This is a genomic window from Neisseria sp. HMSC078H04 (assembly GCF_001838135.1).
In the GTDB taxonomy this organism is placed as follows: Bacteria; Pseudomonadota; Gammaproteobacteria; order Burkholderiales; family Neisseriaceae; genus Neisseria.
Genome location: NZ_KV835849.1, coordinates 397,751 through 419,141, shown reverse-complemented (window position 1 = coordinate 419,141; position 21,391 = coordinate 397,751). Strand labels below are relative to the sequence as shown.

22 protein-coding genes and 1 pseudogene are annotated in these 21,391 nt (G+C 46.6%); 5 read left to right on the top strand and 18 right to left on the bottom strand.

Going from position 1 to position 21,391, the window contains the following annotated elements:
* Window positions 1-519: RHS repeat-associated core domain-containing protein (locus HMPREF2560_RS11480; RefSeq protein WP_283116591.1), on the top strand; the 519-nt coding region annotated here is incomplete at its 5' end.
* 304 nt (window positions 520-823) lie between these two features.
* Window positions 824-1,306, top strand: a complete 483-nt coding sequence (locus tag HMPREF2560_RS07705) for a hypothetical protein (protein ID WP_070608355.1) — start codon at window positions 824-826, stop codon at window positions 1,304-1,306.
* A gap of 774 nt (window positions 1,307-2,080) precedes the next feature.
* Here HMPREF2560_RS07705 and HMPREF2560_RS11200 read toward each other — a convergent pair.
* The 8 genes from HMPREF2560_RS11200 to HMPREF2560_RS07670 all read right to left on the bottom strand — a co-directional run bounded on the left by HMPREF2560_RS11200 (window position 2,081) and on the right by HMPREF2560_RS07670 (window position 6,882).
* A complete protein-coding gene (locus HMPREF2560_RS11200) occupies window positions 2,081-2,422 on the bottom strand; it encodes an FMN reductase (protein WP_141762597.1) in 342 nt (113 codons plus the stop codon).
* A gap of 32 nt (window positions 2,423-2,454) precedes the next feature.
* Window positions 2,455-3,324 carry an NADH:flavin oxidoreductase/NADH oxidase family protein gene (locus tag HMPREF2560_RS07700; protein ID WP_141762594.1) on the bottom strand — a complete coding sequence of 290 codons (870 nt, stop codon included), beginning with the start codon at window positions 3,322-3,324 and terminating at the stop codon, window positions 2,455-2,457.
* A 73-nt stretch (window positions 3,325-3,397) separates the two neighbouring features.
* On the bottom strand, window positions 3,398-3,709 hold the full coding sequence (locus HMPREF2560_RS07695) for an ArsR/SmtB family transcription factor (RefSeq protein ID WP_070608353.1): 312 nt from the start codon (window positions 3,707-3,709) through the stop codon (window positions 3,398-3,400).
* A 267-nt stretch (window positions 3,710-3,976) separates the two neighbouring features.
* Window positions 3,977-4,312, bottom strand: coding sequence for a thioredoxin family protein (locus HMPREF2560_RS07690; protein WP_070608352.1), 336 nt, complete (start codon window positions 4,310-4,312; stop codon window positions 3,977-3,979).
* A 92-nt stretch (window positions 4,313-4,404) separates the two neighbouring features.
* Window positions 4,405-4,905: an OsmC family protein gene (locus tag HMPREF2560_RS07685; protein WP_283116587.1), complete on the bottom strand. Its 501-nt coding sequence runs from the start codon at window positions 4,903-4,905 to the stop codon at window positions 4,405-4,407.
* Window positions 4,906-4,951: 46 nt separating this feature from the next.
* Window positions 4,952-5,371 carry an aldo/keto reductase gene (locus HMPREF2560_RS07680; protein WP_283116586.1) on the bottom strand — a complete coding sequence of 140 codons (420 nt, stop codon included), beginning with the start codon at window positions 5,369-5,371 and terminating at the stop codon, window positions 4,952-4,954.
* Between the two features lie 191 nt (window positions 5,372-5,562).
* Complete coding sequence (locus HMPREF2560_RS07675) at window positions 5,563-6,312, bottom strand: nucleotidyl cyclase domain-containing protein (RefSeq protein ID WP_070608350.1); 750 nt, start codon at window positions 6,310-6,312, stop codon at window positions 5,563-5,565.
* A 9-nt stretch (window positions 6,313-6,321) separates the two neighbouring features.
* A complete protein-coding gene (locus HMPREF2560_RS07670; protein WP_070608349.1) occupies window positions 6,322-6,882 on the bottom strand; it encodes a Pycsar system effector family protein in 561 nt (186 codons plus the stop codon).
* Window positions 6,883-7,101: 219 nt separating this feature from the next.
* Here HMPREF2560_RS07670 and HMPREF2560_RS07665 point away from each other — a divergent pair, with 219 nt between their 5' ends.
* Entirely contained in the window at window positions 7,102-7,590 is a 489-nt protein-coding gene (locus tag HMPREF2560_RS07665; protein ID WP_283116583.1) for a LysR substrate-binding domain-containing protein, read from the top strand.
* Window positions 7,591-7,672: 82 nt separating this feature from the next.
* On the opposite strand, the gene HMPREF2560_RS07660 is transcribed toward HMPREF2560_RS07665, so the two are convergent.
* The 4 genes and pseudogenes from HMPREF2560_RS07660 to HMPREF2560_RS10970 form a co-directional block, all read right to left on the bottom strand.
* The gene (locus HMPREF2560_RS07660) at window positions 7,673-9,310 is read right to left on the bottom strand and encodes an NAD-dependent malic enzyme (protein ID WP_070608348.1); all 1,638 of its coding nucleotides are present in this window, start codon (window positions 9,308-9,310) and stop codon (window positions 7,673-7,675) included.
* A 355-nt stretch (window positions 9,311-9,665) separates the two neighbouring features.
* Window positions 9,666-10,649 carry a carboxylesterase family protein gene (locus tag HMPREF2560_RS07655; RefSeq protein WP_283132710.1) on the bottom strand — a complete coding sequence of 328 codons (984 nt, stop codon included), beginning with the start codon at window positions 10,647-10,649 and terminating at the stop codon, window positions 9,666-9,668.
* A 29-nt stretch (window positions 10,650-10,678) separates the two neighbouring features.
* Window positions 10,679-11,125, bottom strand: coding sequence for a tetratricopeptide repeat protein (locus HMPREF2560_RS07650; protein ID WP_070873805.1), 447 nt, complete (start codon window positions 11,123-11,125; stop codon window positions 10,679-10,681).
* 264 nt (window positions 11,126-11,389) lie between these two features.
* Window positions 11,390-11,497 (bottom strand): annotated as a pseudogene (locus tag HMPREF2560_RS10970) (LysR family transcriptional regulator); the annotation flags it as partial.
* Window positions 11,498-11,583: 86 nt separating this feature from the next.
* On the opposite strand from HMPREF2560_RS10970, the gene HMPREF2560_RS07645 reads away from it, so the two are divergent.
* The gene (locus HMPREF2560_RS07645) at window positions 11,584-12,285 is read left to right on the top strand and encodes a glutathione S-transferase family protein (RefSeq protein ID WP_070873804.1); all 702 of its coding nucleotides are present in this window, start codon (window positions 11,584-11,586) and stop codon (window positions 12,283-12,285) included.
* Between the two features lie 154 nt (window positions 12,286-12,439).
* On the opposite strand, the gene HMPREF2560_RS07640 is transcribed toward HMPREF2560_RS07645, so the two are convergent.
* From HMPREF2560_RS07640 to HMPREF2560_RS07615, 6 genes are all read right to left on the bottom strand, one after another.
* Window positions 12,440-13,057: an NAD(P)H-binding protein gene (locus HMPREF2560_RS07640; RefSeq protein WP_070873803.1), complete on the bottom strand. Its 618-nt coding sequence runs from the start codon at window positions 13,055-13,057 to the stop codon at window positions 12,440-12,442.
* A 92-nt stretch (window positions 13,058-13,149) separates the two neighbouring features.
* Window positions 13,150-14,970 carry a heme anaerobic degradation radical SAM methyltransferase ChuW/HutW gene (hutW, locus tag HMPREF2560_RS07635; protein ID WP_070873802.1) on the bottom strand — a complete coding sequence of 607 codons (1,821 nt, stop codon included), beginning with the start codon at window positions 14,968-14,970 and terminating at the stop codon, window positions 13,150-13,152.
* 274 nt (window positions 14,971-15,244) lie between these two features.
* Window positions 15,245-15,970 carry an ABC transporter ATP-binding protein gene (locus tag HMPREF2560_RS07630; RefSeq protein ID WP_070608344.1) on the bottom strand — a complete coding sequence of 242 codons (726 nt, stop codon included), beginning with the start codon at window positions 15,968-15,970 and terminating at the stop codon, window positions 15,245-15,247.
* A gap of 46 nt (window positions 15,971-16,016) precedes the next feature.
* Window positions 16,017-16,958: a FecCD family ABC transporter permease gene (locus tag HMPREF2560_RS07625; protein WP_070608343.1), complete on the bottom strand. Its 942-nt coding sequence runs from the start codon at window positions 16,956-16,958 to the stop codon at window positions 16,017-16,019.
* A 142-nt stretch (window positions 16,959-17,100) separates the two neighbouring features.
* Complete coding sequence (locus HMPREF2560_RS07620; protein WP_036490880.1) at window positions 17,101-17,892, bottom strand: heme/hemin ABC transporter substrate-binding protein; 792 nt, start codon at window positions 17,890-17,892, stop codon at window positions 17,101-17,103.
* A gap of 72 nt (window positions 17,893-17,964) precedes the next feature.
* Window positions 17,965-20,163, bottom strand: a complete 2,199-nt coding sequence (locus HMPREF2560_RS07615; protein WP_070608342.1) for a TonB-dependent hemoglobin/transferrin/lactoferrin family receptor — start codon at window positions 20,161-20,163, stop codon at window positions 17,965-17,967.
* 657 nt (window positions 20,164-20,820) lie between these two features.
* Between HMPREF2560_RS07615 and HMPREF2560_RS07610 the strand changes: the two genes are divergently transcribed.
* Window positions 20,821-21,391, top strand: a 571-nt coding sequence (locus HMPREF2560_RS07610; protein WP_283132709.1) for a transposase, incomplete at its 3' end; no start/stop codon positions are given.

Below are 21,391 nucleotides of genomic sequence, written 5' to 3'. Positions count from 1 at the left end.
CAAATCGGCATCCCGAGAGAAATGACCGATAAAGACGGCAATCTGGTTTGGTTTGGTGACTACACCGGCTGGGGTCGTCTGAAAGAGGAAACCAAGGTAACGGATAGCGCATACCAACCCTTCCGCCTGCAAAACCAGTATGCCGACCGTGAAACGGGGCTGCATTACAACTTCTTCAGGTATTATGAGCCTGATACAGGGCGGTTTGTGAATCAGGATCCGATTGGATTGGAAGGTGGAGAGAATTTGTATGCATTTGCACCTAATACTGGGTCATGGGTTGATCCAGTGGGGCTATTTGGTTTTACAGGAGTAGTGCCCAATCCAGGTGGTTTTGGTAGTAGCGTAGGAGCATTACCAGGCAATAGTGGAACAACAACGCCTAGTCATGCAGTTACAGCGGTAATTGCCTCTAGAGGCCATAGTAATATACTGCAGCAGGAGTGTGTAGCAAACCAGAATCAGAGAAAACTGACCCCTGCCATTGTCCGCCAGGTACTTGTGGAATTGTTTATCTGAGGACACATCCTAAAACTGGCGAAAAATATGTAGGCCAAGCCAAATCCTCAATAAGATATTTTGCCAGGCAAAGAGAACATAATAGAGCATTCAGAGCAACTCACAGGTTTACCTTACTTGGGCAAACTAAATCTGGTCAATGTCTAGACCGATTGGAAGAAGATCACATTAGATTACAAGGCGGTATCAAGAGTCGAGGAGGACCTTTGGCCAATAACCGTCATCAGATGTCTGAACCTCGCTACCGTGCAGCAGGTGGAAAAATTCCCATGCCTTATTGAATTACAGAAAGGAACTTTAAAAAATGGCAAGAAAAAAACAGAAATGGCAGGTAGGCGATTATTTTGGCATTCCCATAGAAGATGATTTTTTAGCTGTTGGACAGATTCTTGGAAAATATGATTGGATAGGTGTAGCCTGCTTAATTACCAAAATGAAAATTTCCTCAAAAAACCTTCCTTTATATGAAGATATAAAAATAGATAAAAACGATATTATTGCTGCTATGTTTATTACTGAAGAATCGTTAGATAAAGGGTTCTGGTCAATTATTCAACAAGGTATAGTAAATAAAAATATACTGAAACAATATTTTCCTAATATTGACTTAATTGAACAAGGAAATATTATTGGTATTAATACCGAAGGTTCAGCTATTATTGATGATTTTATTAAAGCTTATTTTAGTCTAGCACCTTGGGATGACTGGCATGACCCCGAATACCTTGATAAACTTCTTATTTCTACCGACAAAAAACCTGAAAATCTCATCTATAAGAACAAATGATCTATTCCAACTCAAAGCTTGTCCTGAAAGTAAAATGCTTCGTACTCTTTGAAAAGCCTTCACGTAGCTTTCCAAGTCTCGGTGTTAACGATAGCTTTATTTTGATTTCAGTTTGAGCAAGTTTTTTTAAGATCGATCGTATTAGTTGACTCAAGTTACAAGGATGGTTCAGCTTTTTTTGGTATAACCCCCCCCCCGGGTACGACTGAAGCGGAAGCCTTAAGAAAATGTTAAGAACGAAGAAATTTACAATGTCTAAATTCTAATAGACAGGAGGCCGTCTGATATTCAGATGGCCTTTACATTATAAATTAGCTATATGCTATGAGTTGAAGGTACTTAGTATCGTAATAAGTTTCCTCCCCTCTACCCTACTCTACTACTCAATAATTAAGTGGTAGAGTTACAGCCAAATTTCTCTTAAAACCTATTGATTTTATACTAAAAATTGGAGTACTATGAGCACACTCTCTTGAGTATCATTAATTCTCATTTGACATATAGGAACAAAACAGCGGAATTTGTAGAAGAATAGGGAAAAGGAAATTAATTTATATTATGTTAAATTATGATTATAAGTTATAATTATAATTTAGTAATTTAATTAGTATTTTCAAAATTCTTATTCTAAGCCACTTTCAAAGAACAGGATCTTTTGTATCGCTCAGTGGATATCTAAAATTCTAAAAACCATTTGAACTTAAAGATTCAAACGGTTTTTTAGTATCAATTTATTTATATTCCATGCTTTTACATACGGTTAAATTTTAAAATTTAATCCTCCTTCAAATCCAACCGCTTGCCCCATAAAGCTCTACCCGTACTTAACCCTGCTTTTCCATTTGCCCATAAAGTTTTCAGTAAAACTTTCCATGCTGACAATTTGGGATCAGGCTGTTTGCCTTGTCCGATCAAGTCCATTTGCGTCATATACCAGTTCATTTCCAACATTGCACCTGCTTTTTTATCAACAAATGCTACGCCAGTTTGAATGCGGTCGGTTTGCACGGTTTGGTAAGTGCCGTTTTGCATTTGGTTCGCCAAATCAGGGACTAAGGCAAACGGACGGGCGACGCCGACCAAATCCAAATGGCCGCTGGATAAGGCGTCTTCCATGGCGTTTTGCGAACGGAAGCCGCCGGTGATAATCAGCGGAGCTTGGCTGACTGCACGGGCTTTTCGGCATAATCGATAAAGAAGGCTTCACGTTTGCGGGTGCTGTCTTTGGCGGCTAGCATTTGTGGGCTTTCGTAGTTGCCACCGGAAACTTCAATAAAATCAATGCCCATTTCCGACAGTTTTTGTACCACTTGCACCGATTCGCTTTCGTCAAAACCGCCTTTTTGGAAGTCCGCCGAATTGAGTTTTACACCGACTAAGAAATCTTTGCCCACAGCGGCGCGGATGGCGGTGTAGATTTCCAAAAGGAAGCGCATACGGTTTTCTAAACTGCCTCCCCATTGGTCTTGTCGGCGGTTGTGGTGCGGCGAGAGGAATTGGCTGATGAGATAGCCGTGCGCGGCGTGAATTTGTACACCTGAAAACCCTGCCTGTTCGGCAATTTTCGCGGTTTGTACGAATTGCTGAATCAGCCCGTTGATTTCGTCGGCAGTCAATTCGCGCGGCGGGTTGATAAAGCCGTCCATACCCACTAACGGCACGGCGCTCGGCGCAAGCGGCGTTTTATTGACCACCGCAGGCGACTGTTTGCCCGCATGGTTGATTTGCATGATGAGCAGCGTGTCATTTTGCGTGCCGGCTTTCGCCCATTTTTTCAGCATCTCAAGGCTGCGGTCGTCTGAAATCACCACGTCGTTTATCGAACCTTTGCCGCTTTCGGCGACCATCACATTGCCCGTAACCAAAACGCCCGCACCGCCTTCTACCCAAGTGCCGTAAAGGCGGACGAGTTTTTCAGACGGCTGGTCGTTTTGGGCAAGTTGCTCTTCCATGGCGGATTTGAAGATACGGTTTTTAGCGGTTTTGCCGTTTGGAAAAGTGAATGGCGTGAATAACATAATCGTTCCTTTAAGTTAATAAGTTTAAAAATGTAAACGTATTTAGGTAAAAATAAAGGGTTAATGGATAACCCTATTTTGAAAGTGGGCAATTTTGTGCCATCAAATCGGCAAGCTGTTTTAACCTCGCCACCGCATCCGCCATGGCAATACTGTAAAACCGCTCTTTGCCGACCTGCTCCACCGCCACCGCTCCGGCTTGCAGCATGATTTTCAAGTGATGCGACACCGCAGGGCGCGACAGATGTAGATGCTCGGTCAGCTCATTCACATTCATCTTGCCGTGTTCCCACAGCACACGCAGGATTTGATGACGGTTTTCATCGCTCAACACGGTAAAAATGGGAATGCACTCGCGCATTAAATTCATGGTTTGGTGTGGCATATTCGGCTTCTTGAGTTTATAAGTTTAAAAACTTGAACGCATTTTAAAGGTAACGATGGGAAATGTCAAAGTGAATTTTCAGAAGATGGTTTTAGCGTACAAATCACAGCGTTTCATCAATAATCATCTCAGTCTACAAACCGTTTCAGACGACCTTTTTCGTAATAAAGAGCGGTCAAATTTTTAAGTGTTTTGCAAATCATCTTAAAAATTTGACCACTTGCATCATTATCAAGACCGCAGTCGTCTGAAACATTGATAGACCGGTTACTGATGTTCGCTTTCTGCTACTTTTGTCCATTTTGCCAATGTCTGCTTCATCTGTACCTGAGGGATGAAGCGGGCCATCCGTTCTACTTCCTTGCCTTGATAAAACAGCAGCCATGCAGGTACGGTCAGCACGTGGAAACGTCCGGCCATTTCGGGTATTTCAGCAATATCGGCTTTTACGGCATACACATTTCCTTCCTCCGCCAAAGCTGAGTCAAGCTGGGCGGCCACGACCGTACAAACACCGCAGATTGGGGCTTTGATGTACAGTGATACTAAAGGGTGTGTGACGATGGCCTGTTCGATGTCTTTCAGAGTGTGCAGTTGTTGCATGTCATGTACTCCTTTGAGCGATTAAGCCCTTTTCTAGTTGTCCAGAAAAGGGGCTTTTAACGAAATGAAAACAAGAAAACGGTTTGAGTCGTCTAGATTTTTTCCACAACCACTTTTGCCCGCGCTTTCAGGCTGTTCAACACTGGCGAGTTGGCGGCGGAGCGATCGGCGAAATTTTGCAGGGTAGGAAGGTCGGCGTCGGCTTTTACTTTTATGGTTAGCACCAGATTATCCAGTCCGCCGTAGCCATCTTCCATGCCGAACAGTTTGGCCATGTCGATACCGCCCCTTGCGGATATTTCAAACTGTTCCAGTTTCACGCCTGCCAATGCTGCTTGCAACTCGAAACCTATGGAGCAGCAGCCTGCCGCAGCGCCGATCAGGTATTCCATCGGATTTGGGGCGGCGTTTTCACCTCCCATGTTTTTCGGTTCGTCTGTGGTAAAGGCAGGGAAGCGGCGCACGGAGATTTCGTTCTTCGTGCCGGATACCCAGCGCGAATCGGCGCGTAATACTGCCTTGCCTTTTGTATGGTCGTTTTCAACCGCTGCCATGGTAGTTCGAAAACGTTCGATATCTAACCCGTTAATCATGTTTTGTCCTTTCATATGATGAATTGCAGATGGTTTTTCGCTACACTTACACGCCCATTTTCCACGCGGAGATGCGCTTCAAATTATCCACCGTGTCGTGATTGACGATGGCGGCGAACGTGCTGTCCAGTTTGGCAATTTCAGCTTTGTCTTCATCGCTGAGGGCAAAGTCAAAGACGTTCAAGTTTTCCGCCATACGTTCGGGTTTGGTGGATTTTGCCAACACGATGATGTCGCGTTCCACCAGCCAGCGGGTAATCACCTGCGCCATGGATTTGCCGTATTTCGTGCCGATTTTGCTTAATACGGGATTGTGGAAAATATCGTTTTTGCCTTCGGCAAACGGTGCCCATGCTTCCACGGCAATGCCTTCAGCCTGCAAAGCGGCAACGGCTTCGGTTTTTTGTTGGAACGGATTGATTTCAATCTGATTAGCCTGCGGCATCACTTTATTGAATAGTCCCAAATCCACCGCGCGTACGGGCGAAAATTTTTAAAGTTTGAAAAATGCTTGGGAATTTGACCGCACTTTTTACGTAGAGATAAGGAAAAGGTCGTCTGAAAAACTAAATTCGTTTTCATACGATCTTTTAACAATAAGAGCGTGGATATTTACGCTATCGTAATGGAACTATAATTTACTTTCGACCAATATCTTTATACGTTAAACTTAATCCACTCATTAAATGTAGATTGTATAATATCAGCATTATATACATTACCTATATTAGGTATAGGGTTGTTTATAGATGTAAACCATTTTTCAACATCTTTTTCACTGTTTCTAGCTTTTAATCCATCAATAAAATTAATATATGATCGCCATGAATACATTAATCTACGGTAATCATTTTTATCTCCTAATGATGAAAGATTGGATGCTTCAGTGACAGCTGTACCAATCCATACTTTTTCATTAATTCCAATACCTTTTCGTCCTGTTTTAATGACTAAATCGCACCCTGTTGACATTCCTATTCCTGCTTTAATAGGCTCAATCCCTCTTCTCCATAACATCTTATTAAACATCTCGATAAATGTGTTTGCATAGAAGGTTTTATTGGCACAATTTAGAATATCTTCTTTTGAAGGTGTATTGTAAATTGCATAAACACAATCTCCACGAATACCGATCTCAAGCATGAATCCATCATCATCTCTCAGTATTTCAATCAGTTCAGAAATAAATGCTCTGATTACTTTTGCAGTTTCCTCCTGATTAATGCTTGTAAATAATTTACTTGAATCCCGAATATCTATAAAAATACTGGTTAACCATGTCCTGTATCCATTTTCAAAAGTAAAATTACCATCTACTGGTAATTTCTTCTTTTCTTCTATGATCATATGATTATCTAGAATACTTTCTACTCGGTTTTTTCCCTGTATATAGTCATACTCTGGCATTGTTATCTCCTATTTTTGAAAAATGTAAAGCCACGAAACCAATAGAAAAATAATGCTTATACCACTTATTTTTACTCCCTTATTATAATTTTTAAATTTTTGTTCACAAATTTTGGAATTGATATATATTTGTGAAACTAAATCTTCAATGTATTTATTCAAATTAGTCGCTTTAAGACACTTCAAATAGGCTTGTTGGTTCTCATGTGATGCAATATGCCCGAAGAAAATATTAGATTTTCTATCCTCGTTATTGGTTATTTTTGCCATCAAAGCCTTGCTTAGAAAGTAAAGTCCAATTATGAAACATATAGCTGATACCAAAAATATAAGCATAAAAATAAATAAAACGACTTCATCTGTTCTATTTCTAGGATTTGCACAAAAAACACTTTTTATAAATTCTGTTGTGGGTGTTTTTAAAGTAGATAAAATGGTTAAAATAGCGCCAAAAAATGAGAACCAAAATGATACTTTGGTATCACAATTTGAAATAAATCCAATAATCCTATCAAGAGTTAAATGCAATTTATCCGTATCGTCTGATAATTTCCATTGTTGATTATGCATTGTTTTACCTTTAATTCTTTATTTATTCAAATATTTGGGGAATATAATGATAATTCAATAGTTACTACAAAAATAATTTTCTCAATAAAATAAATTCCGTATCAATGCCCTTGCAGAGTGGCGGCAGAAGCGGTGTTGTATCCAAAATTAAAGCCAATTTTGAACCAATATCCGAAAATCCGCTTGGAAATCGTGGTGGACGATCGCTGAGCAGATATTGTGAAAGAGGGATTTGATATGGACGTACGGTTAGGCAACGATGTAGCGAAAGAGATGATTGCCTTGCCAATTTCCGCACCGCTCAAAATGGTATTGGTTGCCTCGCCCGATTATTTGGCGCAACATGGTTCACCGAAAAATATTGATGATCTGCAACAGCACCGCCTTATCGGCACGAAGCTCTCCGCCGAACACGGCGCGGAAATGCAGTGGGAATTCAAGTACAAAAAAGAGCTGATTACATTCACGCCCAAATCACAATTTTCCATCAACAACCATCTACGCCTGCAAGCCGTTTCAGACGGCCTTGGCATTGCGTGGATAGCACATATGAGCGTAGCGGATGCACTCCATTCTGGACAACTGGTCGAGCTGTTGCCTGAGTATGCTATAACTTACGAACCGCTTTACCTCTATTATCCCAGCCGTCGCGGGCATTCCAATGTGTTTAAGTTGATTGTGGATGCGTTGCGGGTAGAGGTCGTCTGAAAATGTAAAAGCAGCCTGACTTCTTTGCATGGATTTCAGACTGCTTTTTGCTTTCAGGTAGCCTTATAGCTTCTAGGAGACTTTATTCATATACCGCCTGCCACATTGCGTCCTGCACCGCCTGTACCCAGTTTTCAGGCTGCTTGGTCGCTACACCGTCCTTGACCGCCTGTTTGGCAACAGCAACAGCAACAGTAGCAGACGATGCACGCAGGTTATTCACCGATGGCAGGAGTGACGCGCCTTCGTCCTGCGGATTGACTTGCGAGGCGACTGCTTCAGCTGCAGCCAGCAGCATCCCGTCAGTAACGTGTTTCGCACCAGAAACGATAACCCCCAGCCCCAACCCTGGGTAAAGCATGGCGTTGTTAGCTTGACCGATTTCGTAGTTCACGCCTTTATACGGCACGGGTGGCACGGGGATGCCGACAGAAATGAGCGCTTTGCCATCCGACCATTTTATAGCCTCACTCGGCATCACTTCGATTTTCTCGGTCGGGTTAGATAACGGTAGCAGAATTGGGCGCTCTACGCCCGCACATAGGGCTTTGACTACGTCTTCAGTGAATGCACCGTGATCGGTGGATGTGCCAATCAAGATAGTCGGTTTTACTTGTTTTACAACTTCGAGCAAGCCGATTTTACCGTCCGTTTTCGCCCAGTCGGCAACTTCAGTGGCTGGGCGGGCATATTCCTGCTGGTAATCAGGCAAGCCGTCCATGTTATCAGTAACCAGTCCATTGATGTCAATCAGCCATACGCGTTGTTTCGCTTCTTCGCGACTCAGGCCTTCTCGCTCCATCGCCGCACTGATTTGGTCGGCCATACCCGTACCTGCGGTGCCTGCACCGTACACCACCAACCGCTGTTCGGCAAAGGTCTGTTTGGTCACTTTTAGGCCAGAGAATACGGCAGCCATCACAATCGCGCCAGTTCCCTGCATATCGTCGTTGAAAATACGATATTGTCGGCGGTTCTCCACCAAAATGCGGCGGGCATTGGACGGACCGAAGTCTTCAAAGTGCAAAAGCGCATTGGGGAACATTTCAGCAGCAGTTTTCAGGTAGTTTGCAATCAATGCGTCGTAGCGTTCACCACGCACGCGGGCATGGCGATTGCCCAAATAAGTGGGATCATTGAGCAGGGCTTCATTATCTGTACCCACATCTAGATTCACAGCAATGGTGCGGCTGGGATGAATGCCTGCAGCAGCAGTATAAACTGCCAGTTTGCCGACGGAAATATCCGTGCCGTTCACACCCCAGTCGCCGATACCCAAAATCTCTTCCGCATCGGAAACCACAATCAAATCTACATCATTTGCACCCAAGCCCAGCGTTTCAAACGATGCACGGATGTTTTCAGGATGGTTTACATCCAGATAGATAGCTCGCGAACGGCGGTAGTCGCGGCTCCATTTTTTAATTGCTTCGCCGACAGTGGGGTCGTAAACGACGGGTAGCATTTCGGCTAGATGGTCAATCAGGAGTTTGTAGTACAGTACTTCGTTGCGGTTGTGCAGTTGATCAAGAAAGATATATTTTTCAATATCTTTTTCATAGGATGAAAACTGGCGGTAAGCACGCGTGGCCTGTTGTTCGAGCGTTTCTACAACGACAGGTAGGCGGCCGGTCAGGCCATATTTTGCTCGCTCTTCCAATGTGAAAGCGGTATCTTTGTTGGTGAGAGGGTTCTGTAGGATGGTGGGGGTGTTGCTCATATTGTGTCTCCTGTGAAGATTAGGAAAAGCTCGTCCGAAAAATGGACTGTTATATTGTACTTAAAAAAATATGGATTAAAAGTTAATTTAACAACCTAGAAAGTCCTTAAAAGTTGATGATTAGCCTTTTAAAGACTACTAACAGACGTGTCACAATGAAACTGAATCTAAACCACACTGTTTCAGGCTACCTGAAACAGTGCAGGCTGCCATTGGTCTGATTTTTTGAATGCGTGCCTACGATGCTGCCCCCCTATCCTGTTTTTCAGACGGTTTTTTTCATAACAAAGAGCGGTCAGTTTTTTAGGTATTTTTGTAAATCATCTTCAAAATCTGACCGCTTGTATTTTTAAGATTATTTTCCTTTCTTCTGATTCATCAACCAATCACGGGCAGGTTCGAGTAAATAGGCGTAATCAAATGAGTACATATGCTCTGCACCTTTGTGGGTTGAGTTTTCCGGAATTACGGTATTTGGTGTGAAACGGATGAAGTTAATACGTTTGCCTTGGGCAAGCATTTGTTGGACTTTTGCGTCTTGTTCGGTCTGCGGTAATTTGGCAGAGAACTCAGTTTCGGCGTAGCTGACTTTATCTTGTTTCAGCATTTTTCCAACTTGAGCCATGCCTGCAGAGGCTTTTGGATCGGCAGCCGAAACGGTATAAATAAACTTCGCTTTCTCCAATGGTTTTAAAACATTGATATCCCATTGACTGCCAACAAACATAGACGCCGCAAAGAAGTTAGGCTCGATACTATTTAGGTAGAATGAAATCATACCGCCCATGGATTGACCCGTGGTATAAACACGATTGGCATCAATCGCTTTTTCGGCGATCAGATTTTTGACAAGGCGTAAGGTCATGGGGACTTCTTCAGTTGTTTCCCATTTATCGTTGACTGCCGTTTCGGTGTAAGACGGTACAAGGACAAAGGCTGGGTGTTTCGCCTGCGCTTCATCGGTTGCCCAGATAATGCCGCCGTAGCCTTGCATTAGTGGGGCTTTTACGCCTTTTCCTGCTGTGCTGGCATCTGCGATAAACATAACTAACGGATATTTGCGACCCGGCTCAAGATTTTTCGGGGTGTACAGATTGTACTGCATTTCTTTGCCTGTTTTGGGATCTTTAAACGTTAACACTTCAAAACGTGGTGCAATTTGTTCACGCAAGGCAAGCAAGCGACTATCGTAGGATTTATCCGCGCCGCCGTATTGTTTGTCCCAAGCGGAATTTTGCGTGTTTTGAGTCGTCACTGCTTTTTCAGTCGCATTGGAGAGTGTATTGCAAGCGGCTAGCAACAAACTTGCGGCGATAATTGTTGCGGTTTTCTTCATCATGGAAACTCCTTAAATTTTGTGAGAAATCGTCAATGTGTTTTGATGCCTAAACGGTTCAACGCATCAATCGCTGGCAGGGAAATATGGTCGCCTCGTTTAGCAGACTCTTGATACCAATGCACGGCTTTGGTCATGTCTTTTGCCGTGCCGATACCGTTTTCGTAGCAATGACCAAGCCAGTATTGCCCGGTGATGTCGCCCGCTTCTGCCGCTTGCATGAAGTAGGCAAAAGCGTTTTTTGCATTCTTGGCGACACCTTCACCGTTTAGATACATCAGACCCAGATAACGCGGTGCTTTCATATGCCCAGCCCGTTGAGCTTGCTCAAAGTAGGGCATTGCATGTTGGTAATCCTGTTTTTGATACAGAGCGATGCCTTCGTCCAACAAGGCTTTCGCCTGCTCATTATGTTGTGGAACGGTAGAACAGGCGGCGAGAAGGGCTGTAGCGACGAACGCGGATAGTTTGGATTTCATAAATCACTCTCTGACATATATAGTAAATTGAAATAATAGTACAAAGTTTCATTTTAGACATTAAATAAAGTGCGGTCAGATTTCAAGGCTTTTTATTTATCCCTTCACCAAAACAATGCATTAAACAATCCAATACGGTGCGTACTTTTGCTGATTGGGTACGATGTGCGGTGGTGGCGTAAAGGGTGCTGGTGGGGAGTTTGTGCAAATAATCTGGGGAAGCACAAATCAAGGTTTGCCATTGTGCCAATGGGTGCGAGATGCTGTCGGCGTGAGGCTGCGTGTGGTGCGGTTAAGCAATTTGACGCCGTAATAATTTTCCAGCTTGCGAATGACTTGACTGATTGCGCTGGCAGTCATGCACAAATTCGCCACATCCGGTATTTGTTGTGAATTTCCCTGCTGTTTGGACTATAGTAGAACCGTATTTGAATAACAAATAATGAAAGGAAAACAAAATGCTTAAATTATTTACTTTACCCGGTGAAGGTAAAATTCGCAGTCCATCACCTTTCGCCTGGAAAACCGAAGCGATGCTGCGTTTATCCGGCTTAGATTTCGAAAAAGAATATGTTGCCGATCTCAGCAAAATGCCTAAAGGCAAAGTTCCGGTATTGCAAGATGGCGAGAAGTTGATCCCTGATAGCTCTCTCATTCAGCGTTATCTAACCGAAACCTACGGCATTGATTTAGATAAACATTTAACGCCTGAACAAAAAGCGATTGCTGAAGCCTTTCGCCGTATGACAGAAGAACATTTATATTGGATGGTCGTATATAACCGTTTCGTCGATCCTCTCAGCAAACCATTTATGATGAAGGCAATGTTTGATGACATGCCGACCGAACAAGCCGAAGCGATTTTTGCTGTGTTACAGGAAAACGCGAAAAAAGAAATGCACGGACATGGTATCGGAAGACACACACAATCTGATATTTACGCCTTCGGAAAAGGAGATTTAGACGCCATTAGCAACTACTTAGGCACAAAACGCTACTTTTTCGGCGAAGAATTAACCTCCGTTGATGTGGCCATCGTGCCTGTTGTTGCAAACCTGATTCTTACCCCCATCGACACTGAAATTGCGCTATATGCAAGAACCAAAGCAAATTTAGTCGCCTATATTGAACGTTTCGATCGGGCAGTATTTGGAGAATAAAGCAAGAAATAAAAGGCCGTCTGAAATTTTTCAGACGGCCTTTTATTTATATCTCCCAGCCTTTTCTCAGCAAATCCTTTATTGTTTGATCGGCTGCTAATCAATTACCTACTCCAACTTTAACAATGGAAAGTGGACAATATATTCAATCCGGTTATGCCGCACCAACGCTATACGTTTCGCCCTTGCTGTCCGCTTGGCCGACAATGGTAGCAACGGCAGCGGCCAAGCCGTTGCGCGTCATGTATTTTTGCGGAATTTCTTGGGTATTTTGTGTCAAGGTATAGGCATTATCTTCGCCATCGGCAAGGCCGCAGGGGCGCAAAATGGTCCAATTCAAACCGCTTTGTTTGAGATAGATTTCGGCTTCTGTTTTGGCACGGACAGCTTCGCCGAGTGCCTGTTTGAACGGCTCGCTCATCATATCCCATTGTTCGCCGCAGCCCATGCTGGTAATCAGTACAAAGCGGGCTTGCGGATTGGCGGCTTTCGTGGCGGCAATAATGTTGATATTGCCCAGCGCATCGCTGCGGATACCCTCTTCGTTTTTGCCGCCGACAAAACTGATCACGGTATCGGGACGGTATTGTGCCAACGCTTTATCGAGCGCATCGGCATCAAGCGCATCGGCGACGACTGTTTGAATATTGTGTTCGGCAAAAAAGCTGTCTTCAGATGGCTTTCTTAATACGGCGACGGTATCGGCTGAGTCAGCCAATGTGCGGATATAGGCGCGGCCGGACGGGCCGTTGGCTCCGAAGATGAGTTGCATGTTTGGGGTTCCTTTGTGTGGTAGATGTTTATTGTTAGAAAATCCGCTCCTCTATGCAACAAGGAACGGATTTTCAGGCCGTCTGAAACCGTTTAAGCGGCATCAAACAGTTTTCGCATGGCTTCGATTTGGTGTTGTTTCAACTCACCTGCTTCATCGCGGCCGACAAAAATTTTAAACATGGCGCCACCGTTGCGGTTAATAAAGTTGAGCGAGCAAGTGGCTTTACCCATGAACGGGCGTTCCAAAAGGTAGATGGAGGCGCAGTTTTCATAGTAGATGTGGCCGTGTACGCCGCCGTCGGTTTCAGGATGGTCAAAATTGTAGAAACCGCGGCCGACTTTGCCGTTTGGCAGTTTGCCGCTGACTTCGACGATGGCATCGGGGGTGTGGGCGATAAAGGTCACGGATTCATTCCATGCTGCGATGGCTTGGAGGATTTCGACAATGCGGCTGCCTTCGGTTTGGCGCACGTTCTCTTCAGGCAGACAGCGGATAACGTCTTCAAAACTGCATTGGTTTTGCGCGGCCAGCATTTCCAGCACTTGGCCGGGATTTTTTTCCAATGATTGGCGCAACATGGTTTGTTGTTCGGCTGAAAGTTTTTGCATGGTTTGATCCTTTTCTTGAGTCGGAAGAGTAAGCATGAGTTTGCGGATAAGGGTGGGCGACCAATAACGGCCGCTGGTATTCAAACGGATAAGGCCGTCTGAATCGGGTTCTTTAAAAAGCTGCATTTCCTGCCATTGGGCAATCAGCTTTTGCGCTGCTTTGTTGCCGTCGAACAATAATGGATTCAGACGGCCTGTTTCAATATCGTGCTGGACTTTGCTGAGAAGTGCTTTATTTGGACTATGGCCGCTCATAAATGCGATGTTTTTCTCGCCTTTCGGCGTGGCGAGATAGCTCTCCAAATCACCCTGCACCTGATAGCTGAAACCGCCGAAGTTACCGCCTGCGCCGGAGCCGAACGCCAAACAGGAAATATCGGATTTGATCAGGGTATTGTAGCGGTTGCGCTCGCCGCGACCGGGATAGGCGAAGTGGCTGTTGCTGACCTGTTCCCAGCCTTTTTCCAGCAGTGTTTCAACCGTGTAGGCATATTGGTCTGCCTGAATATCAAAGCCCGGCGGTGTCGGAAATGCGCCTTTTTCAATCATGCGGTTAATGGGCAGCATGGGATAAAGGTTGAACGCATACGTATCCAAACCGGACAGCGGCAGCTCAGCGGCGCGGGCAATATCGTTTTGCCAAACGTCATCGGTTTGATTGGGCAGGCCGAACATCAAATCGGCCACAATCACGGCATCGAGTTCGCACAATTTTGCCAAATATTCAAACGCCTCGTCGCCACTGTGTTTGCGGCCGAGACGGCGGCGGATGGCGGTATTGAAGGTTTGCACGCCGATGGAAATGCGGTTGGCCCCTGCTTCGAGACAGGCCTGTGCTTTTTCCAAATCGAAATGGCTCATGCGCCCTTCGATGGTGAACTCGCAGTCTTCGGCAAGCGGCAGATATTGGTAGCAGGCACGAATCAGGCGGACGAGGTCTTCCGTAAGCAACGCGGTCGGCGTACCGCCCCCGAAATAAACGGCTCGGATTTTGCCCTTGCCTGTACGGACTTCGGCTTCAGCGGCCATTTCTTCGATAATTTTGTCGGTGTACACGCTGCTTTGGCTGTCCTTCCACGCATTACGGTAGAAGCCGCAAAAAACGCAATGGTTGGCGCAAAATGGAATATGCAGATAAGCAAGCGCGTCCACATCGGTAGCATGGGGAAGCTTTTTCTTCCAAATGTTCTGCCACTGGGGACGCGGCATTGGAACACCGCCCCAAACAGGCATTAATGCCTGACGTTCGGGAAATGCCTTGGGCGCGGATTGTTTCGGAGTCCAAACAAGCTGCTGTACCATGATAATGATTAATAAAAATTATTAATAAGATTTATATATTAAATAACCATCATCATTTTCTTGTCAATATTTTTGCGTAATTAAAAATTAGTATTATTTTAAAATATTGTATTCTATAAATAATAAAATTTATTTCTATTTGATGAAAATCGGCATTTTACTTGTGAAATGCACAAAATTTGGTTCTTCAAGTCGGGAACATCCTCCCATCTCGTTTTATTTTTGAACGATAAAATAAATTTTCTTTATCGTTTTTCAGACGGCCTGTTGGCGCTCAGCTTCTGAAATAAAACCCTGCTTCATCTTCGCAACGGCGTATCTGCCAACCGTAAACCGATTCAAGCAAGTCGGGGCGCATCACTTCGCCCACCTTGCCTGATGCAACGACTTTTCCCTTATTCATCAGAATAATATGTTCCGCATAACGCGCGGCGAGGTTTAAATCGTGTAATACCATTATTGATGAGGCACGGTTTGAATGCCCGACCAAATACTGCATCAGGCGGTGTTGGTGGCGGATATCGAGATGGTTGCACGGTTCGTCCAAAAGCAAGACCGGCGCGTTTTGCAACAGGGCGCGGATGATGTTGGCGCGTTGTTGCTCGCCGCCTGAGAGCTTGCCAATGCGCTTATCTGCCAACGCCATCAAATCAAAATAATCGAGTAACTCGTCCGCCCACTCATGGTTCAGACGGCCTTTTTGTACGAATGACGCCAACGCAATGTATTCGCGTACGGTCATCGGCATGTTGTAACGGCCATGCTGCCCGACCCATGCCACCCTGCCCGCGCGGATTTGCGGCGTAACGGCCTCACCGAAAAGCGTGATTCCCCCCTGCCCTGTTTGCCCGATTAAGGCCCGCAGCAAAGTAGATTTGCCCGCACCATTTGGACCGATAATGACGGTCATGCCCGAAGGTATATCCAGTTGATCGATTTCAAGCAGGGTTTTGTCTTGGACGCGGACGGAAAGATTACGGATTTGAAATAAGGTGTGCATGGCAAAAGATATGGGGCAATGAAGTTTCAGACGGCCTGTTTAGGCATTAACGGCTTTTCAAAGGCTTGATAAACAAATACATAAAAAACGGTCCGCCCAATAAGGCAATCACGATACCGACCGGCAGATCGACAGGGTATGTCAGCCAGCGCGCCGCGCCGTCCACCACCATCAAAAACACTGCGCCCAACCAAGCCGACAGTGTAATCAGTTTGCGGCGACTGCCGCCGACGGTTTGCGCCAGCACATTGGGGATCATCATGCCGAGAAAACCGATGATGCCAGAAAGCGATACCGCCGCCCCTGTCATCAATGCCGCGCCTATTACGGTTTGTACACGCAATGCCCCAACTGATACCCCCATACTGGCAGCCGTGTCTTCGCCCATCATCAAAACGTCCAGCCGCCTGCCTGCCGACAGCAAAATCAGAAAACCGGGCAACATGACCGCGATTGCCGCGACAGGCGATGAGAAACCGGCTTCGGCAAGGCTGCCCGACAGCCATGTGGTCGCACTGCGCAATACCAAATCGTCAGATAAAAACAAAATCATGCTGACCACCGCGCCCGAAAACGCGCTCAACACAAACCCCAACACCAGCAATCCCAAAGTACCGCCGCCGAGCAGCTTGTGCACTGCCAAAATCAGCAGGCACACACCCAATGCACCGAGAAAAGCCGCCGCCGGCACACCCATCGCGCCGCCGCCCAGAGCCAATAACACAATCACGCCCAAGGCCGCCCCGCCCGATGTCCCGATCAAACTCGGATCGGCCAGCGGGTTCTCAAATAAAGCCTGCAATGCCGCCCCCGAAGCGGACAAACCGGCTCCAACCAAAAGTGCGGTATAGATGCGCGGTAAACGGATTTGGCGGACGGTTTCATCCATCGCTAATGGCGACTCCCACGCGCCAAAACCGATGCCGCAGCACAAATAAACGGCTGCGGCAGTAAGCAGCAGGCAAAGGGTAAGAATATGCGGTTTCATAACATCATTCGGTTTAAGCGGATTAAGGGACAGTTTCAGACGGCATTTTTAAGACAGCCATTTTGCTTCCTCCTCAACAAGAAGGAACAAATCAAGGCCGTCTGAAAACAAAAATCAGGCAGGGTTTTCAAAACAGGCAAGTTTATTTCGCCAAACCGTGCAAACGCTGAATCACTTGCGGCGTATCCAGCCCGTAACGGAACATATCGTTGGCCTTCCACAAATAAATCTTGCCGTTTTTCGCGGCAGGCGAGCCGGCGATTTCGGGGCGTGCGGCAAAGGTTTTGACGTTGCCTATCATGGCGGTGTTGTGGTCGGCAATAATGATGATGTCGGGTTTAGCCGCAATCCATGCCTCACGCGTCATCGGTTTGAGGCCGTCAATGGCGGCTGCGGCATTGATACCGCCGGCGCGGCGGATGATTTCGTCGGCGGCAGTATTTTTGCCCGATACGATGCGCCCGTCGTAGCTGAAGAGGTATCGTTTGCCGCTGGAAGGCTGCTGTTTCATATCCGCCTGCCACTTACTGGCCAACTTGTCCGCCTGTGCGCTTTTACCGATAAGCTGACCAATGTTGCGGATACTTTGCGGATAGGCGGCGATGCTGTCATCGGGCGCAACATTGACGGCTTTAATGCCTGCTTTTTGCAGATGGGCAAAAATATCGGCAGGCTGCGCCATCCATGAACCGATGGCGATGTCGGGTTTGGCGGCCACAATCGGTTCAACCGTCAGACGGCGATGAATGCCGATACTGGGCTTGTTTTTCAACGCCGGATTTTGAACGGTCTGATCGCGGCCGACGATTTCGTCCAATGCGCCGAGCGCGGCAACGATGTCTGCCGTATCGGGTGTCAACACGACGATGCGTTGCGCGTGTGCAGTGCCGGCCAACGAAATAAGCGCGGAAAGCAGGAGGAGTTTGAGTTTCATTGTTTTTCCTTGTCGCATGCTTTCAGACGGCCTGCTCGCTTCCTCAGGCCGTCTGAAAACGGTTGAATCACATTAGAACTTCAGTTGTACGGTTGCGGCGAAATTACGGCCGGTTTCAGTGTACAAGTCCATCACACTGGTACGGCTCATGCCGGCAACATCTGCGTGCTGCCAGTATTTTTTGTTGCCGACGTTGTAGATGTTTGCGCCGATTTCGAGGTTTTTAAACGGCTTGTACCACGCGCCGACATCCCATACGCCATAACCTGGCGCTTGGAAAACAGTGTCGCTGCTGACGCGGCTGTGTTTTTTCGACCAGCGCAGCTTGGTACCGACACCCCATTTTTCCTGCGTGTAATCCAAACCCAAAACACCGTTGAGCGGATAAGCGGAATCCAACGGTTTGCCGTCCTGCTGCTCACCGCGCATCCAAGCGATGCTGCCGGAGACTTGCCAGCCCGGCAGGAATTTGTAGGCGGCAGAAGCTTCAGCACCGTAGGTTTTGACGTGATCAAGGTTTTGATATTGGTACTGGATAATCGGGCGTCTGCCAACAGTGGAGGTACCGATTTCAGTGCGGTTGATGAAGTTGCGGTAACGGTTGTAGAACGCGGTGACTTGCGCACGGGCGCGTTCGTTTTTGAACTTCATCCCCAATTCAAAGCTGTTGGAGCGTTCGGATTTGAGGTTGGCATTGGGAATGACGGCATAGCCGTAGGTCGTATTGGCAAACGCCATGGTCGCGCTGTCAAACGGCGGCGTACGGAAGCCTTGTGAATAAGTAGCGAAACCGGTGAACTGCTCACCCATCGGCACGCTCAGGCGCAGGCTGGGCGTAAACGCGGAATCGCTAAAGCGCGTCGCCGTTCCGCCGGGATTTGCGTTGAGATAGGCTTGGTCGGTCGACGTGTTCAGCTTGTCTTTTTCGTAACGCAAGGCCGGGGTCAGGACGATGCCGTTGCCGAAGGTCAGGCTGTCTTGTACGTAAACGCTGAACGTTTTGCGCTTACTGTCGGGGAAAGTTTTATTCGGATAGGTGCTGCCTGCATAAACTTTGCTGACGGCGCCGGTCAGATTGTCCACTGTCAGGCTGTCGCGCGGACGGGCGGTCTCGGTGTGTTTGTATTCTGTGCCGGCAACGACGGTTTGTTTGACCGCACCGTCAAATTCCCACACACTACGCCCGTTCAGCCCGCGTATGGTCTGATTGAAACCGTAGTCGGAATAACGGGTCGAGTTACCTAATTGGCGCGCGCCCATACGCGTAATACTCGCATCGACGGCATCGTCTTCCGTACGCAGTTTTTGCTGATAGGCAGTCAGGTTGGCTTCTTTCAGACGGCCTTCGCCAGCGTAGCGGTAGCCCGCTTCGATACGTTGACGGCGGATACGGTCGCGAGCATTGCTCTCGGATGTTGCGATGGTTACCGGCCCGCGCGATTGCGAACCCAAGCCGTTTGCCAACACGGTGTCGTTGGCGTGGTAATACTGTTCGTACAAAGTTTCAAAACGGTGGCGTTCGTTGCCGATATTGCCTTTCGCCAAAATATTGTAGGCATTGTTTTTCTGTGGATTGGTGGCAGTACGCGCAGTCGAGTAGCTGGTATCGCTGCCCATGTTTTCGGTTTCATGACCTTGACGGCGCGTCAGCATCAGCAGACCTTCAGCGTTTTCATGGAAACCTGCCACAGTCGCCGTCACGCCATGGCTGCGGTCGCGACTGCGGTAGCCGTGTTTCAAACCGAAATGCCCGCGTTTGCCCGCATCGACAAAATCGCTCGGCGAGAGCGTGACCATGTTCACCACGCCGCCGAGCGCGTCGCTGCCGTACAGCGCGGAATAAGGACCTTTAACAATATCGACCTGCTTAAGCGTGTCACTTTCGACCATATCGCGTCCCGAAATCGCGCCGTTGGAGCCGCCGCCTGCATAAGATTCGGGAATGCGCACGCCATCCACCATCATCAGAATGCGGTTGCCGTCTATGCCTCGGATATTGATACCGGCATGACCGCGGCGGTTGTTGTCTGACGGCACGCTGACGCCGGATTCATACATCACGATATCGTCCAAATTCTGCGCCGAGGCTTGATTCAAGGTTTTGCGTCCGATAACCGACACATTCGGCGCCGCTTTATCCAAGGTTTGCGCATTACGGTCGGCCGTAACCACCACAGGCTCTATTTCTGCCTGAGCCACCGGCATCTGAGCCGCATATAACTGTCCGGAAAAAACCGCCCCTATTACACAGGCAATCGCTTTCTTTTTCATTACACAACCTTATTATTTGAATAAAAATGGTTTGCATTTATAAAATAAATAGGCGATTTTTGCAAGTTTAGAAACCACAAGATAGCACTAAAACCACTTCAAAAACGCAAAATATAGTATGACGTAGCTGGATAAATAATTCATGGATCAGAGGCAAAGTGCCCGACTGCATCGGCATAGAAAACCGACCTGCTGTCGTCGACCAAAAATCCCGCATCGGCGATTAGGAGGCCGACACCATCATCGACAAAGATTGAAAAGCGCATCTCCGAAAAAATATTTAGCTGACGAAGCGCTAAGTGTTTTATTCTTGAATCTGTTCCAACCACTAGTATCCGAATATTGCATTTGAAATCTGAATCCAAACCCGTCTGAAATTTTCAAACAGGCTTTTATTTTTTTCCTCTTACCTCACCCTTCTATTTACTTTCAAACTCAAAAAACATTTCCATATTATTAAAAATTAGTTAGAATTTCACAAAATTATAAATAATAATCAAACTTATTTGTGTTATTTTAGTCAGAGTGTAATCGCATCTATTCGGTCTGTCTCATTCAGACGGCCTTACCAATCAAGTTATATGGATACATTCTGAGACCTTTGCAAAATTCCCCAAAATCCCCTAAATTCCCACCAAGACATTTAGGGGATTTCTCATGGGCACCTTCTTCCAGCAAACCGCCCAAGCCATGATTGCCAAACACATCGACCGTTTCCCACTATTGAAATTGGATCAGGTGATTGATTGGCAACCTATCGAACAATATCTGAATCGTCAAAAAATCCGTTACCTTAGAGACCACCGCGGCCGTCCCGCCTATCCCCTGTTGTCCATGTTCAAAGCCGTCCTGCTCGGACAATGGCACAGCCTCTCCGATCCCGAACTCGAACACAGCCTCATCACCCGCATCGATTTCAACCTGTTTTGCCGTTTTGACGAACTGAGCATTCCCGATTACAGCACCTTATGCCGCTACCGCAACTGGCTGGCGCAAGACGACACCCTGTCCGAATTGCTGGAACTGATTAACCGACAACTGACCGAAAAAAACCTAAAAGTAGAGAAAGCATCCGCTGCCGTCATTGATGCCACCATTATTCAGACCTCCGGCAGCAAACAGCGTCAGGCCATAGAAGTTGTAGAGTCAGGAGTGATTTGGAATAGAAACAGCCGAAAACCTGTGTTTGGATTTTTGCTGTTGGGGGAAGGACTTTTTTGCAAAGGTC

Excerpts from the sequence above, each read along its gene's own strand:
- HMPREF2560_RS07670 (WP_070608349.1), bottom strand. The coding sequence starts at position 6,882 with ATGCATAATCAACAATGGAAATTATCAGACGATACGGATAAATTGCAT.
- HMPREF2560_RS07685 (WP_283116587.1), bottom strand. The coding sequence starts at position 4,905 with ATGATTAACGGGTTAGATATCGAACGTTTTCGAACTACCATGGCAGCG.
- HMPREF2560_RS07690 (WP_070608352.1), bottom strand. The coding sequence starts at position 4,312 with ATGCAACAACTGCACACTCTGAAAGACATCGAACAGGCCATCGTCACA.
- HMPREF2560_RS07615 (WP_070608342.1), bottom strand. The coding sequence starts at position 20,163 with ATGAAAAAGAAAGCGATTGCCTGTGTAATAGGGGCGGTTTTTTCCGGA.
- HMPREF2560_RS07695 (WP_070608353.1), bottom strand. The coding sequence starts at position 3,709 with ATGCCACACCAAACCATGAATTTAATGCGCGAGTGCATTCCCATTTTT.
- HMPREF2560_RS07705 (WP_070608355.1), top strand. The coding sequence starts at position 824 with ATGGCAAGAAAAAAACAGAAATGGCAGGTAGGCGATTATTTTGGCATT.
- HMPREF2560_RS07660 (WP_070608348.1), bottom strand. The coding sequence starts at position 9,310 with ATGAGCAACACCCCCACCATCCTACAGAACCCTCTCACCAACAAAGAT.
- hutW (WP_070873802.1), bottom strand. The coding sequence starts at position 14,970 with ATGGTACAGCAGCTTGTTTGGACTCCGAAACAATCCGCGCCCAAGGCA.
- HMPREF2560_RS11200 (WP_141762597.1), bottom strand. The coding sequence starts at position 2,422 with ATGGAAGACGCCTTATCCAGCGGCCATTTGGATTTGGTCGGCGTCGCC.
- HMPREF2560_RS07630 (WP_070608344.1), bottom strand. The coding sequence starts at position 15,970 with ATGCACACCTTATTTCAAATCCGTAATCTTTCCGTCCGCGTCCAAGAC.
- HMPREF2560_RS07640 (WP_070873803.1), bottom strand. The coding sequence starts at position 13,057 with ATGCAACTCATCTTCGGAGCCAACGGCCCGTCCGGCCGCGCCTATATC.
- HMPREF2560_RS07650 (WP_070873805.1), bottom strand. The coding sequence starts at position 11,125 with ATGAAATCCAAACTATCCGCGTTCGTCGCTACAGCCCTTCTCGCCGCC.
- HMPREF2560_RS07625 (WP_070608343.1), bottom strand. The coding sequence starts at position 16,958 with ATGAAACCGCATATTCTTACCCTTTGCCTGCTGCTTACTGCCGCAGCC.
- HMPREF2560_RS07620 (WP_036490880.1), bottom strand. The coding sequence starts at position 17,892 with ATGAAACTCAAACTCCTCCTGCTTTCCGCGCTTATTTCGTTGGCCGGC.
- HMPREF2560_RS07675 (WP_070608350.1), bottom strand. The coding sequence starts at position 6,312 with ATGCCAGAGTATGACTATATACAGGGAAAAAACCGAGTAGAAAGTATT.
- HMPREF2560_RS07655 (WP_283132710.1), bottom strand. The coding sequence starts at position 10,649 with ATGATGAAGAAAACCGCAACAATTATCGCCGCAAGTTTGTTGCTAGCC.
- HMPREF2560_RS07645 (WP_070873804.1), top strand. The coding sequence starts at position 11,584 with ATGCTTAAATTATTTACTTTACCCGGTGAAGGTAAAATTCGCAGTCCA.
- HMPREF2560_RS07700 (WP_141762594.1), bottom strand. The coding sequence starts at position 3,324 with ATGTTATTCACGCCATTCACTTTTCCAAACGGCAAAACCGCTAAAAAC.